This window comes from Spirochaetota bacterium, from assembly GCA_035477215.1.
GTDB lineage: Bacteria > Spirochaetota > UBA4802 > UBA4802 > UBA5368 > MVZN01.
Map to the genome: position 1 here is coordinate 1 of DATIKU010000034.1, position 13,583 is coordinate 13,583.

Consider the following 13,583-nt stretch of genomic DNA (forward strand, 5'->3'; position numbering starts at 1 on the left):
ACGCGTGCTGCTCGACATCGAAGACGACGATGCGGCGCGCGAGTACATGCGGGCACTCAGGCAGAATCCGAAGCGCATTGCTTTTTACGGTTATATCGAGCGCATAGACGTGCGGTGGCACGCGGGGCCGATTGAGGGTGATTATCTTTTTTAGCGCGGCATCGCGCCTTTCCGGAACGCGGTTTCAGCCGACGACAACCGGCCTGGGCATCTTCATCCTGCGCCCCTTTATCTTTTCGAACGAAAGGCGCAGCGCGCGCGCGTTCATCCCCAGAAACTTCATGTACGGAGTTTTTACGATATACGCGTGGAATTTCCGGAGATCGTTTTCGAAGTAGTCGTCGAAGCGTTCGCGCGAGTTTCCATGGGAGGCCTTGTGCGAGGCGAGACGCCGTATGTCGCCGTTGAAATAGGGGCTTATATGGTAGAGCTCATGGAAAATCACCTTGAGCTTCTCGATTGGCGAGAGGTTGAAGAAGCGGGGATGGTAAAAATAGATGAGGTAGCGCTGGTCCACGCCGCCGTTACGGAGGCGCGGCATGGCGTAGAGCTTCCCCCGGTAGCGCAGCGTTTCGGCGCCGTCCTTGAAGCGCAGCGGCACCAGCTTGCCGAAGGTGCCGCCGCTCGCGTTCGACCGGTTGGTTGCCATGCACACCAGCACCCTGCGCGCGTCCACATGGCTGAAGGCCTCGCAGCGGGAGGCGATCTCCTGGATTATAAGCGTGATGACGTCGGTGAGGTTTATCTCCGGGAGCTTCAACCGCCCTTCCCCGCCTGTGCGATCATCTCCTCGGCGTGGCGCACCGACAGCTCGGTGACCTTCTCGCCCGCGAGCATCCGCGCGATCTCGTTTACCTTCTCCCGGCGGGCGAGCTTCTTTACCAGGGTCGTCACGCGGCCGCCGATGTTCTCTTTCTGAACGGTGAAGTGAACGTCGGACATCGCGGCGATCTGCGGGAGGTGCGTGATCACGAGTACCTGCCGCTCCTTCGCCAGGGACTCGAGCTTTTTCCCGACCACCTCGGCGGTCTTGCCGCCTATCCCCGCGTCCACCTCGTCGAAGACCAGGCTTTCGACGATGTCCGCCGAAAGTATCACCTTTTTGATGGCGAGCATGATGCGCGACATCTCGCCGCCGGAAGCGGCCTTGCGAAGCTGCCTGAGGTCCTCGCCCTCGTTGGCCGATAGCAGGAACTCTATGCGGTCGAGCCCGTGTGGATAGAGCACGTAGCGCTTGTTCTCGGTCTCGATCTCGCCGTCGGGCGAGAGCTCCCGCTTGATCGATATGCGGAAGACCGTTCCGGGCATGCCGAGGTCTGCGAGTTCCCTCATAACCTTTTCTTCGAGGTCCTTGGCGGCGAGCCTCCGTTTTTCGGAGAGGTCCAGCGCCGTTTCCTTTGCTACCTGCACCATCGCGCGGTAGTCGGCCTTAAGTTTCTCGATCTGCTCCTCGGAGGACGAGATGGCGTCGAGCTCGCGTTTTGATTTCTCGGCGTAGTCGAGCACCTCGCGCACGGTGTTGCCGTATTTCTTCCTTAACGAGGAGATCAGCGAAAGGCGCTCCTCGACCTGGTTGATCCGCTCGGGCGAGAACTGTATGTCCTTCTCGAAGGTTCGAAGGTCCGCGGCCGCGTCCTCGAGCGAAAAGAGCGAGGTGCGGACGGTTTCCAGGATGGAGGATATGCGCGCGTCGAAGCCCGATATGGCCGAGAGGCTCTGGTCGGCGCGCTTGAGGCTCTGGACAATGCCGCCGTCGCCCTTGAGCAGCGACGAGCTGGCGTTTATCTCGGTGAAGAGCTTTTCCGAGTTCTGCAGGAGAGCCGATTCGTTTCGCAGCTCGTCCTCCTCGTTCGGCTGGAGGCGGGCGGCCTCGATCTCCTTGATGGCGTAGCCAAGAAATTCGATCTTGCGCGCCTTCTCCTTTTCGTCGATCTCGAAGGAGCTGATGCGCTCCTTGAGATCTGAAAGGCCGCCGTGGAGGCCGCGCACCTTTTCGACCAGCGTGACGAGGCGGGCGAAGCTGTCAAGCGTCTCGCGGTGCTTGGCGATGCGCATGATGTTCTGGTGCTCGTTCTGCCCGTGGATGTCGACCAGGTATTCGGAGAGCGCCTGTAGTTTGGCGATGGGGATCTGGGTGGCGTTGGCGAAACAGCGGCCCTTGCCGCTGGTGTAGATCTCACGCCTGAGCACGAGCGTGCCGTCGTCGCAGTCGATGCCCGATTCGTCGAGGATCGCGCGCACTTGAGGCACCATGGAAACGTCGAAGACGCCCTCGAGCGCGGCGCGCTCGAAACCGGAGCGGATCTGGTCGGTGGTCATTTTGTCGCCGAGCACGCCCGAGAGCGCGTCGATAAGGATGGATTTTCCGGCGCCCGTCTCGCCCGTGAGGATGTTGAGGCCCGCGCCGAAGGGTATCTTTAGGTCGTCGATGATTACGAAGTTTTTTATTCGCAGCTCAGTCAGCATGTCAGCCGTCACCGTTTACGTTTTTTCCCCAGCCGAGTTTTCTTCGTAAAATTTCGTAATAGTCCCGTGCCGGGTGCTGAATCAGGTGGACCTTTTTTTCGGAGCCGCGGACGCGGATCTCATCTTCGCCCTCAATGGGGATAGCCTCCTGTCCGTCGATTGTCAATAATAAATTTTCGAAGTCCGAGACAATCCGCGCCCGGAGCGTCGTGTGCGCCGGAATTATCATGGGACGCACGGCGAGCATGTGCGGGCAGATGGGGTTGAGCACGTAGGCGTTGTCGATGCTGGGAATGACGATGGGCCCGCCGGCCGAAAGCGAGTATGCCGTCGAGCCGGTCGGCGTCGCGATGATGAGGCCGTCACCGGAGTAGCTGTTAAGGAAGGAGTCGTCGAGCTCGAGGCGGACGCCAATGGGGCGCGAGAAGGCCCCCTTCGATATGACGGCGTCGTTGATGACGGTCGCGGTGCGAAGCTCCTCTCCGTCGCGGATGAGCGAGGCCTCGAGCGTGGAGCGCGCGGACGATTCGCGCTTCCCCGCGACGACCTCGTCGAGGTAGCACAACGCCTCGCCGGGTGAAAACTCGGTGAGGAAGCCCAGGCGCCCCCGGTTGATGCCGAAGAGCGGCGCGTCCCTGCCCGCGAAGAGCCGGGCCGTGCGAAGGAAGGTGCCGTCGCCGCCGACGACGATCACGAGTTCCGATACCGCAACGAGCTCCCCCTCGTCCACGCGGTGTTTCGACAGGGCGCCGTCCGCGAATAGTTCGATATCGGGAAGGAGGGTGCCTATGCCCCGCTTTGCAAGGAACGCGACGATATCGCCCACCAAGGCGAGCGAGCCGGTGTCGTCCGGGCGTATATGGATGGATGCGGTTTTAATCATGGATACCGTGCCGTGCGCACGTCCGTTTATATGCGCGGGGGGCGCCGGGCGTCAATGAAATTATGGGAAGGGGGGCCGGGATAAAAATACCTTGATTTTGCCGGTCGCGCGAGTCACAAGGAACTATCCGCGCATACAGCCGATGAAGAACGCGATCAACATCCTCGCGCTTGTCGCGATTACCGCCCTGCCGCTCGTCCTGTTCCCGGACCGCGCACCCGGGCCACCGGAGGCCGGGGCGGTGCGGAGCGTCGTGTCCCTATCGCCCTCGATAACCGCCGCCATCGTCGATCTCGGTGCGGCTGACCTTCTGGTCGGTGTGAGTTATCGTCATCCGCCTCTTTCGCGGAGCGTCGAGGTTGTGGGCGATCTCGCGCGCGTCGATATGGAGCGGATCGTGGCGCTCGATCCGGACATTGTGTTCTTCTCGGCCGAGGACGGGGCGACGCAGATGGCGGACCGTGTGCGGGCGATCGGTGTCGCGGCCCACCGTTTTGGCCGCAACAGGGACTTCGACGACATCTGCGCGCATTACATCGATCTGGGCGATATCCTCGGAAGGGGAGCGCGTGCGCGCGAACAGGCCGGCGAATACCGGCGACAGCTCGGCCGCATCGCCCGCGCGCCGGAAGCTCCCCGGGTTGCGCTTTTCATCTCTCACGAGCCGCTCATCCCCGCGGGCGGAGGCTCGTTTGTGGGCCGCATAATCGAGGCCGCGGGAGGGCGTAACGCGTTCGGCGGCATTGATCGGCCGTTTCCCGTGGTCTCCGCCGAGCACCTCGTTCTGCTCGATCCGGACATCATAGTCTCGATCGCCGCCGGCCCCAGGCAATTTTTTTCCTCGGGCGCATTCCGCCGGATGCGCGCCACGCGGCGTGGCGCGGTGCGCCGCATCGACGCGGACCTTGTCGGCACGTACACGCCGCGAAGCTTCGTCGCCGCGGCCGCGGAACTGAGGAGGTTGATCGCCGATGCCGGCAAGAGTTAGGCCCCTTTTCGCCCTGGCGCTGCTCGTCGCGCTCGGGACGCTCGCGATACTCCTGGCGCTTTCGTCCGGATCGACCTACCTTGCCCCGGCGGATATCGCCAGGGCGCTTGCAGGCGACCACGGCACGGCCGAATATCGCATACTGGTATACCTGCGCCTTCCCCGCGTGCTCATGGCGCTCGTGGTGGGGGCGTCGCTTTCGGTCAGCGGCGCGATGTTCCAGTCGCTTTTCCGAAACCCCCTGTCCGATCCTTACACCGTCGGGGTATCCGGCGGCGCGGCCCTCGGCGCGAGCGCGGCGATCGTACTGGGCTCCCCCTTCGCGCTGGTGGCCATTTTCGCATTCATGGGAAGCCTTGCCGCCATCACGCTCGTGTACGGGCTTTCCCGCCTTCGGGGACTCGGGTCGGGCGGGATAATCCTGGGCGGAATTTCGCTCAGCTTCATTTTTTCCTCCGGGGTCATGCTCATCTTCGCGCTCGCCCGCCCCGAGGCGGTGCACAGGGCGCTCATGTGGCTGATGGGGGACCTCTCGCTCGCACGCTACGACGCGCTCTACCGCATGGGGGCGTTCGCGCTGGTGTTGCTCGGCGCGGCGCTGCTGCTGCACCGTCATCTCGACGTCATATCGTTCGGCGGCGATTTTGCCCGCTCGCTCGGCGTGGCGGGTGTCGATGCGCGCGCGGTGTTCTGGATCGGCGGACTCCTGGCCGCGCTTTCGGTGGCGCTGGCCGGGGTGATCGGCTTCGTCGGTCTGATCGTTCCGCACGCCATGCGCGCGCTCGTCGGCCCCGTCCACCGGCGACTCCTCCCGGCCTCGGCCGCGGCGGGTGCGCTTTTTCTCGTTGTGTGCGATACGATCGGAAGGACCGCGGCCATGCCGTATGAAATACCGGTGGGCGTTATAACAGGTTTTCTCGGAGGCATATTCTTCCTCGTCCTTCTGCTCGGAAGGGGGAGGAGCATGGGATGATGTCATACTTCGAACGTGCGATGCCCCGGGGGCGCAACCGGATGCAACGTCGGGAACGGGACCGCACGCACGACGGGCCCCCGCGCGGAGAGCATATGGCCGCGCGGGCTGATGTGATTCCGAATGAAGGAACACCGCGATGAAGCTGATCGAAATACGGGATGTGCGCGCCGGGTACGGCGGCGGCGACGTGCTGAAGGGCGTCAGCCTGTCGTTCGTGGAAGGGGAGATGACGGCGATCATCGGCCCCAACGGCGCCGGCAAGAGCACGCTCCTGAAAACGGTCTGCGGTGCGCTCAATCCCTCCTCGGGTGAAGCGCTGTTTCGCGGACGGCCGATCTGCTCGATCGGCGAGGCCGCGCTCGCCCGCGAGCTCGCCGTCGTTCACCAGCTCATGGAAAACATTCCGCCCTTTTCCGTGTATGAGTTCGTGCGCCTGGGTAGATTCCCCTACCGGGCGTTCTGGCGCCTTGATTCTCCCGGAGACGACGCGAGGATAGAAGAAGCCCTTGCGGCCGTAGGGGCCGGTCATCTACGTACCAGGACCATCACCGGGCTTTCGGGCGGGGAGCGCCAGCTGGTTTACCTGGCGCGCGCCCTTGCGCAGAGCGAGCGCGTCATCATCCTGGACGAACCGGTTTCGCATCTCGATATACGGCATGCGGTCAGGGTGATGGACGTTCTCCACGAGCTCAACACCGCGGGCACGACCATCATCACGGTCCTGCACGACATCAACCTCGCGTCGGATTACTGCCAGCGTATCGTCGCACTCAGGGACGGCTCCGTCTTCGCCGACGGCCCGCCGGGGGAGGTGATACGCTACCAGGTGATGGAGCCCCTTTTTGACACGGTCTGCGTGGTGTTTGAGAACCCCATCACGAAAAAGCCGTACACCTTTCCCGTCCCCCGGCATGCGAAGAGTTAAGCGCTGCGGGCTCCATTTGTTGGTCGCCGGGGAGCGCCCGGCCGGCGAAGAAATTATGACTGGACATTATTCCTTTTTTTAATTATATAATGACACATATAAATATTCGAGCTGTACTTTTGGATCAGCGACACCCGGGCCTTCGCCGCGGGTAATATCAGGCCGATCGGAGGAGCATCATGAGCAAGCGTTACCAGTCGGGGATGTTTTGCGTCGATATCAGCTGCCCGCGCCACAAGCCGCTTGAGGGGCTCGAAGGGGACGCATACCTGAACAAAAAAGCGGAGCATTGCAAAGAGTGCTATGCGTGGATGTTTTTCAGCTGGCTCAGAGACAAGAATTACCGCATCGTGCTTACCATGCCTGAAATGGCCTCAAGGGAGCTCGTCGCGCGCATCAAGGGGATCGACCCCGTCCGGGTCGAAGACCTCACCGAGGACGAGATTCTCTGCCTCTGAACGAAGGCGCGTACCGCACTTTTCGACAGGGGCGGCAAAGCGCCTTCCCTGGCAATTTCCGGGTATTCGTGCCTCCGGCAACCGGTTCCGCGCCGGAGGCGGATAAATTTTAATTGAAAAGCCGCGTCCGGGGTGAGCCAATAGGGAAAAATCGAGGATGGGGGTATCCCATGACACGACGCCTTTCCCTTTTTCTTTCCGTCGTTTTTTTTATCCTGGCGGCCGCGGCGGTGATGATCCGCGTAGCGGCGGCGCCTTCCGCCGGAAAATCCGCGGCCGAACGGCTGGGCATAATCCATCCGACGGTGGTCGCCCACCGCGGCGCCTCGTACCTCGCGCCCGAGGCCACCGCTCCCGCCTATATCCTCGCCAGGGAGCTGGGAGCCGATTACCTCGAGATCGACGTGCAGCGTACGTCCGACGGGGTGCTCATCGCCTATCACGACGACACCTTCGAACGGACGACCGACGTCGCCGCGCGCTTTCCGACACGCGCCAAAAACCCCGTCGCCGATTTCAGCCTTGCCGAGGTCAAGTCGCTGGACGCGGGCTCGTGGTTCAACGCGCGCAACCCCGAGAGGGCGCGTCCATCCTATGAAGGGCTTAAAATCCTCGCCCTTGAAGAGGTGATCGCCATCGCCTCCGCGGCGCGAAAGCCGATAGGCCTGTATATTGAAAGCAAGCGCCCGGGATTATATCCCGGAATCGAGTACGATATCGTGAAGGTCCTTTCCAATAGGGGATGGCTCAATCCAAAGAAGAATATATTCCAGTCCTTCAGCAGGGAGAGCCTCGAAGTCTTCGCCAGAGCGGCCCCGGCCATACCGCGCGTCTATCTTATCGATGAGAAAATGGAAAAGGAGACGGGCTGGAAAGGCCTGGTGCGCGCGGCCGCCGAGGCCGGCTCGGGAGTCGGCCCCGTCGGTTATGTCGCCTTTCCCTGGAATATCGGGAGCGCCCATCGCGCGGGGCTCATCGTGCACGTCTATACCGTGAACGCATCGTGGCAATTTTCGGTCTTGAATTTTTTCGGCGCGGACGGTTTTTTCACCGACCGGTGCGACCTTTTAATGGAATACTACGGCAGGCGGCCCGACAAAGCCCCGAACGACATACTCGAAAAATTTAAATATTAGTGATATTCCATCGGGTGCGATAATCCGATAAAAAAAACAACGGGCCTTTCCAGGGCCGGCGCGTGGGGCGTGTGCCGGTGCCGGCATATTTTTCTTGACTGAGCCCCGTCATTTTCATAAATTTTACGGGATTATCCGGTTCCGGCCGCTTGGCTCCGGGTGTTCGGGTGCAGGGGAAGGGAGGCGGGGAAGGACTCCTTTCAAAGCTCCGGATCTCATAGTCCGTACGGAGGAGGTCCCGGCGGAATTGCGTACCGGCCGCATGGAAGGGTCCGCGGCCGCTTTAAATACGCACAACCAGCATGCAGGAAGGAATGCGGAATGAAAGAGTGGGGTATTAGCGGAGTCACCGTTTTAACGCCCGAGGATGTTGCGAAAAGCGGCGGTCTGGAGATAAAGGACGGCAAGATCGAACGAGTCACCAGGGAAAAACCCAAAACCGCGCTCACCCTCGAAATCGAGAACGGCGTGCTCACCCCCGGCCTCATCAACGCACACGACCACCTTCTCGGCACCTATTATCCCAAGGTGGGCAACGGCCCCTACGAGAACTGGCTTCCCTGGGACAACGATCTGAAAAGCGCTCCCGTCTACCAGGAGCGACAGCAGATAGAAAACAGGGACCTGTATCTCCTCGGAGGATATCGAAATCTCGTCTCGGCCGTAACGACCGTTTCCGACCATATACCGCACTTCGTTAACGAACAGTTTCTCGACATCCTGCCCATGCGGGCACTTCGTGATTATGCGCTCGCCCATTCCATAACCTCGTTCGCGCTCGCCTGGGGCGACGGCATCGAAGCGGAGTATCAGAAGGCCGCGAAGAACGACATGCCCTTCATCACCCATATCGCGGAGGGCTTCGATCCCGAGACCGTCCGCGACCTGAAAACCCTTGACAGCAAGGGCGGACTGGGAGAGTATTCGGTGCTGGTGCACGGTATCGCGTTTTCAGAAGAAGACATCAGGCTTATAAAGAAAAAGGGCGCGTCGGTCGTGTGGTGCGGAGATTCCAACGTCTTCATGTTCAACAAGACCGCCAATGTCGACAGGATGATCATGGAGGGCGTCAATCTCTGCATCGGCACCGACTCGCCGATGTCCGGCGGACTCAACCTCCTGTACGAGATGAAATTCGACAGGGAGTATTACCGTAAGACCTACGGTAAAAGCCTTTCCGACGAGCATATACTGAGGATGGTGACGCTCAACCCCGCCAGGGCCTTTCGCCTGAAGAAGTTCGGGCAGGTGAAGCCCGGATTTGTCGCGGACCTCGCCGTTTTCGCCAACAACGGGAAAACGCCTTATGAATCGGTGGTATCGGCCGGACTTCGCGACGTCTTGCTGGTCGTTATAAACGGAAAGCCGGCGTATGGCGGCGCGGAGTACGCGTGGCTGTTCGACGCCCTTAAGATCAAGTGCCAGCGGGTAGTCATCGACGGCGCGGAAAAGGTTATCATCGGAGACCTGCTCGGGCTCATGAAGAGGATAAGCAGGGCGGTGGGATTTAAAAAAGAGCTGCCGTTTCTGCCGGTACAGTTCGATGTATAGTATCTCGGGAGAGTAGCAATGTCCAACGGGGCGATGGGTCAGACATCAGGAATCGTTACGCGGCGCTATAAGCACGGTTCCATCGTCTATTTCGAAAACGATAAGAGCGAATATATCTATATCCTCAAGGGCGGCAGGGTCATCCTCACCTCGCTGAAGGTGGATACCGGCGAAGAGGTCAAGGAGGAGATCAAGCCCGGCGAGTTCTTCGGCGTGAAATCCTCGCTCGGCAAGTACCCGCGCGAGGAGACGGCCCAGACCATAGGCGAGACGGTGCTTCTGGTGCTCACCCTTGCGGACTTCGAGAGGCTCGTTTTACAGAACGTAAACGTTGTGCGCAAGATGCTCCGCATTTTCAGCAACCAGCTCAGGCGCATCGGGAAAAGCCAGCGCGAGGTGTTGGGCGAAAGCGAATCCATCAACCCGGCCGAGGAGCTCTTCAAAATAGGCGAGTATTATTTCAAGGTCGGCAGGGTGCAGCAGGCGCAGTACGCCTATAAGCGCTATATGGAATATTATCCCGACGGCAAGTACTCGGGGCCGTCGATGCAGCGCATACGGGCCATAGAGTCCGGGAGCGCGGGCGGCGGCGACGATCTCCCGCCAGTCGGCCCGGCGGCGCCCCCTTCTGCGCCGATGCGCGGGGACGGGAACGTGGATTTTACCGATTTCAGCATCGACGGCGAAAAGCCGGCCGTTTCGGCCCCGTCCCGTACTCCCCTCGATGATTTCGGCGTCGACGCGGCGTCGTCCTCTTCTCTGACCAGCGAGATGGACGATTTTTTCTCGGAGGGCAAGTCTGTTGATTTCGAAGGCGATCCTTTCAGCGGGGGCGATATGAACGAAAAAGGCGGCAAAGGCGTGGCCGAAAACTTCTACGCGGCGATGAGCAGGTTTTCGCAGGAGGATTACGCCGGGGCCCTGGCGCTTTATTCCGGCATCCTCGATGTGCGCAATCTCAAGAACGACTCCGAGGCGAAAATATTCGAGAAGGCGCATTTCGAGATCGGCAGGTGCTATCTGAAGCTCGCCAAGTTCAGCGAGGCGCTGACGTCCTTCTCCAACATGATTAAAAAATTTCCAGGCTCCGAGAACGTCAAGAACGCCCTCTTCCACATGGGCGTCGTTTACGAAAGCGTAAAAAAGGCCGACAAGGCCGCGGCGTATTACAACAGGGTAATTCCGATGGAGCCCAGGGATTCCATCAATAAATTAGCCGCCAAGCGGCTCAAGGCGATAGAGAATGGTTAGGTGCCATGAGTATGTTTCTTGACAGCCAGCTTTTTGATAAGTTCGGGGTCGAGTATTCCCCTAACGATATCATCTTCTGCGAGTACGAGCCGGGCAACGAGTTTTATTTCATCCAGAACGGCCGGGTGAAGATCGTAAAAATCATCAACAACACCGAAAAAACGCTTGATATACTCGAAGTTGGTGATGTTTTTGGCGAGATGGCGATCCTCGAGGAACAGCCGCGCTCAGCGTCGGCGATCGCGATGGATCATGTAAAGCTTCTGCGCTTCCGCAGGGAAAACTTCGACGCCCTGCTCCAGGGGAATCCGCAGCTTGCATACAAGCTCCTGATAATATTCTCGAAGAGGATCTACGACGCCAAGCGACGGCTCATGATCCTCCTGCTCGAGGAGCCGCAGGTCAAGGTGATGGATGTGATGTGCATGCTTTCCGAGCAGGACCCGCACCTGGATCTCCAGGAGGCGATAACGCTCAGGGTGACCATACAGGAGGTCGCGAACTGGGCGGGAATGCAGATCGCGGACGTGCAGAAGATCCTTTCGCACCAGAACCAGCTTGGCAAAATAGAGCTTTTCAACGACAGGATCGTCGTCAAGAACATCCGGGACTTCCAGCGTATCGTGAATTCGCGTCGCAAGAACATGTTTTCATAACCACAGGCTCCCGTAGCTCAGGCGGATAGAGCAGTAGTTTCCTAAACTATGTGCCGGAGGTTCGAGTCCTCCCGGGAGCGCACAGATTTAATTTCCCACCAGTTCGCCGTTCTCCCATAGTCCGGTTACGGGCTTTGCATTCGGGACCGTAAGCGTGCCCTTTCCGTGCATTTCGCCGTTTTGCCATTCTCCCCTGTATTCCCTTCCGTCGCGGTATTTCATCGTTCCGACTCCGTGCATCTCGCCGTTTCGCCAGCTGCCGGTATAGAATCGTCCGTCCGGCCATCGCATGCCGCCGGTCCCGTTGATGACATCATCGGTAAATTGGCCCCTGTATTGCCTGCCGTCGGCGAACTTCATTTCGCCGTCACCGTTTTTTTTGTCGTTTTTCATTTCGCCCGTGTAGATCGCACCGTCCCCGCGTTTGAGCGTGCCTTTTCCGGACATGCGGTCATCCACCCACAGCCCCTCGTAGCGCGAGCCGTCCGGCCAGGTCATGACGCCCGTGCCGTTGCGCCTGCTTTCGCGGAACTGGCCGACATAATTCATGCCTCGTGAATACGCGTACTCGCCCCTGCCATGCATACGGCCAAAGGCCCACCCGCCCCTGTACATTGAACCGTCGCTGAACGTGAACGAACCGTTACCGTGCATGCGGTCTTCCTTCCACGAACCTGAATATATTTCGCCGTTGGGCCAGGCCATGCGCCCCGTACCGTCTATGCGGTCGTTCTTCCAGTCGCCGTCGTATTTCCTGCCGTCGAGGAAGAAATATCTTCCCTTGCCGTGGCGGTGGTTGTTCAGCCACTGGCCTTCGTAACGGCTTCCGTTGGGGCGCGCGAGTGTGCCACTGCCGTGCATCCGATCATTGCGCCATTCTCCCTCGTATGCGTCGCCCTCGGGGCGAAGGTAGCGTCCCCTGCCGTGACGGAGACCGTTTTTCCATTCGCCCGTGTATACGCTGCCGTCCGTCCAGGTCATGGTGCCGCTGCCGTTTTCGCAGTCACCGCGCGAACAATCGGCGGATTCGGCCGCATTCAGCGTTAATGAGAGAAACATCAGAAACGACAACGGAAGGATGCAGCGCATGGTAGTTCTCCATCGGGCCTGTGGCGAATTGCTTCCGGCGCCATAATGGCCCTTGTGATAGTTGTCGCGGCCCGCCGTGCGAACGGGGGCTGCCTTCATTTAAAGAATCGGCATGGCGGGCGGATTTTCGTATACCAATGGGGCCGGTAAAAACCGTACGCCCGTCCCGGTTAAAACATATTGCATGATTATAAATATGTTGCCATATAGTATTATTGCCGTAAAACTATTTTCTGCCTTTCCCTTTACTGTGGCCCGTGGTTTTACGGGAGCGGGCCGTCTGTCCGGGCGTATCCGGTGAAATGACTGCCAGGAGGCCGCGATGCAGATTTCCGATATGCAACTGTCCACCCTGACGTTCGAAGAGCCTGAAAAGGGTGTGGGGCTGGTCACCATGGACCGTCCCGATACCCTCAATTCCATCTCGATTCAGATGCTCGAGGATTTCGATACCCTCTGCTCCGCTCTTACCGGAAACGCCGGAATCCGCGTGGTGATTATCACGGGCAGGGGCAGAGGGTTCTGCTCCGGCGCCGATCTCAGCGCCGCGTTGAGCCACCGGGGCGCCGAACCATTTGCCGATCCCGTACATTTCATCGAAATGGTGCAGGAACGATACGCCGATCTGGTCATCAAGCTCAGGCGCGTTCCCCAGCCCCTTATCGCGGCGGTGAACGGGGCGGCGGCGGGGGGAGGGTTCTCCATGGTTCTTGCCTGCGACATCAGGATCGCGTGTCCCGAGGCCTATTTTGTCGCCTCTTTCGCCAATATCGGTCTATCCGGCGGTGAGCTGGGAACCTCCTACCTTCTGCCCAGGCTCATAGGCTTGTCTCGTGCTGCGGACGTGCTTCTCACCGGCAGGAAGTTATATGCGGAAGAGGCCGAACGCATGGGGCTGGTGAACAAAATTGTCACGCGGGAGGGGCTGATGGAGGCCGCCCTCGAATATGCCCGCATGATGGTGAATAAAAGTGCCGGCGGACTCAAGTTGACCAAGCGAGTGCTGGATCAAAACATCGACGCCCCGTCGTTGGAGGCCGCCATAAACCTTGAAAATCGAAACCAGACGATGCTGGTGTTCTCGGGCGAGTTTTTCAAGCTGATCCAGGGATTTTCGAAGTCATAGGATTATAGGGGCCGACAGGTGGCGGCCGCACATGCCCGTTAATCGGGGGCTCGGCCTTGCTGCCATCGATCGGAATTG

13 protein-coding genes and 1 tRNA gene are annotated in these 13,583 nt (G+C 59.8%); 10 read left to right on the plus strand and 4 right to left on the minus strand.

What is annotated here, in order from left to right:
• Positions 1 to 184 precede the first annotated feature (184 nt).
• The 3 genes from VLM75_07590 to VLM75_07600 are packed head-to-tail and all read right to left on the minus strand — an operon-like array spanning position 185 to position 3,349.
• Entirely contained in the window at positions 185 to 760 is a 576-nt protein-coding gene (locus VLM75_07590; protein ID HSV96782.1) for a putative metallopeptidase, read from the minus strand.
• Positions 757 to 2,466 carry a DNA repair protein RecN gene (gene recN, locus VLM75_07595; protein HSV96783.1) on the minus strand — a complete coding sequence of 570 codons (1,710 nt, stop codon included), beginning with the start codon at positions 2,464 to 2,466 and terminating at the stop codon, positions 757 to 759. Before recN ends, VLM75_07590 begins: the two co-directional genes overlap by 4 nt.
• 1 nt (position 2,467) lies before the next feature.
• Complete coding sequence (locus VLM75_07600) at positions 2,468 to 3,349, minus strand: NAD(+)/NADH kinase (protein ID HSV96784.1); 882 nt, start codon at positions 3,347 to 3,349, stop codon at positions 2,468 to 2,470.
• 142 nt (positions 3,350 to 3,491) lie between these two features.
• Here VLM75_07600 and VLM75_07605 point away from each other — a divergent pair, with 142 nt between their 5' ends.
• The 9 genes from VLM75_07605 to VLM75_07645 all read left to right on the plus strand — a co-directional run bounded on the left by VLM75_07605 (position 3,492) and on the right by VLM75_07645 (position 11,370).
• Positions 3,492 to 4,337 (plus strand): helical backbone metal receptor, encoded by an 846-nt coding sequence (locus tag VLM75_07605; protein HSV96785.1) that lies wholly within the window; start codon positions 3,492 to 3,494, stop codon positions 4,335 to 4,337.
• Positions 4,321 to 5,310 carry an iron ABC transporter permease gene (locus VLM75_07610; GenBank protein HSV96786.1) on the plus strand — a complete coding sequence of 330 codons (990 nt, stop codon included), beginning with the start codon at positions 4,321 to 4,323 and terminating at the stop codon, positions 5,308 to 5,310. The genes VLM75_07605 and VLM75_07610 overlap by 17 nt, the downstream gene beginning before the upstream one ends.
• A gap of 139 nt (positions 5,311 to 5,449) precedes the next feature.
• The gene (locus VLM75_07615) at positions 5,450 to 6,238 is read left to right on the plus strand and encodes an ABC transporter ATP-binding protein (GenBank protein ID HSV96787.1); all 789 of its coding nucleotides are present in this window, start codon (positions 5,450 to 5,452) and stop codon (positions 6,236 to 6,238) included.
• A gap of 179 nt (positions 6,239 to 6,417) precedes the next feature.
• Positions 6,418 to 6,696: a hypothetical protein gene (locus tag VLM75_07620; protein HSV96788.1), complete on the plus strand. Its 279-nt coding sequence runs from the start codon at positions 6,418 to 6,420 to the stop codon at positions 6,694 to 6,696.
• A 170-nt stretch (positions 6,697 to 6,866) separates the two neighbouring features.
• The gene (locus VLM75_07625; GenBank protein ID HSV96789.1) at positions 6,867 to 7,832 is read left to right on the plus strand and encodes a glycerophosphodiester phosphodiesterase family protein; all 966 of its coding nucleotides are present in this window, start codon (positions 6,867 to 6,869) and stop codon (positions 7,830 to 7,832) included.
• 321 nt (positions 7,833 to 8,153) lie between these two features.
• The gene (locus VLM75_07630) at positions 8,154 to 9,383 is read left to right on the plus strand and encodes an amidohydrolase family protein (GenBank protein ID HSV96790.1); all 1,230 of its coding nucleotides are present in this window, start codon (positions 8,154 to 8,156) and stop codon (positions 9,381 to 9,383) included.
• Positions 9,384 to 9,401: 18 nt separating this feature from the next.
• Positions 9,402 to 10,634, plus strand: a complete 1,233-nt coding sequence (locus VLM75_07635; protein ID HSV96791.1) for a cyclic nucleotide-binding domain-containing protein — start codon at positions 9,402 to 9,404, stop codon at positions 10,632 to 10,634.
• A gap of 5 nt (positions 10,635 to 10,639) precedes the next feature.
• The gene (locus VLM75_07640) at positions 10,640 to 11,290 is read left to right on the plus strand and encodes a Crp/Fnr family transcriptional regulator (GenBank protein ID HSV96792.1); all 651 of its coding nucleotides are present in this window, start codon (positions 10,640 to 10,642) and stop codon (positions 11,288 to 11,290) included.
• Positions 11,291 to 11,296: 6 nt separating this feature from the next.
• Positions 11,297 to 11,370: transfer RNA gene (locus VLM75_07645), tRNA-Arg, on the plus strand.
• A gap of 7 nt (positions 11,371 to 11,377) precedes the next feature.
• Here VLM75_07645 and VLM75_07650 read toward each other — a convergent pair.
• On the minus strand, positions 11,378 to 12,379 hold the full coding sequence (locus tag VLM75_07650) for a hypothetical protein (protein HSV96793.1): 1,002 nt from the start codon (positions 12,377 to 12,379) through the stop codon (positions 11,378 to 11,380).
• Between the two features lie 322 nt (positions 12,380 to 12,701).
• Here VLM75_07650 and VLM75_07655 point away from each other — a divergent pair, with 322 nt between their 5' ends.
• A complete protein-coding gene (locus tag VLM75_07655; GenBank protein HSV96794.1) occupies positions 12,702 to 13,505 on the plus strand; it encodes an enoyl-CoA hydratase-related protein in 804 nt (267 codons plus the stop codon).
• Positions 13,506 to 13,583 lie beyond the last annotated feature (78 nt).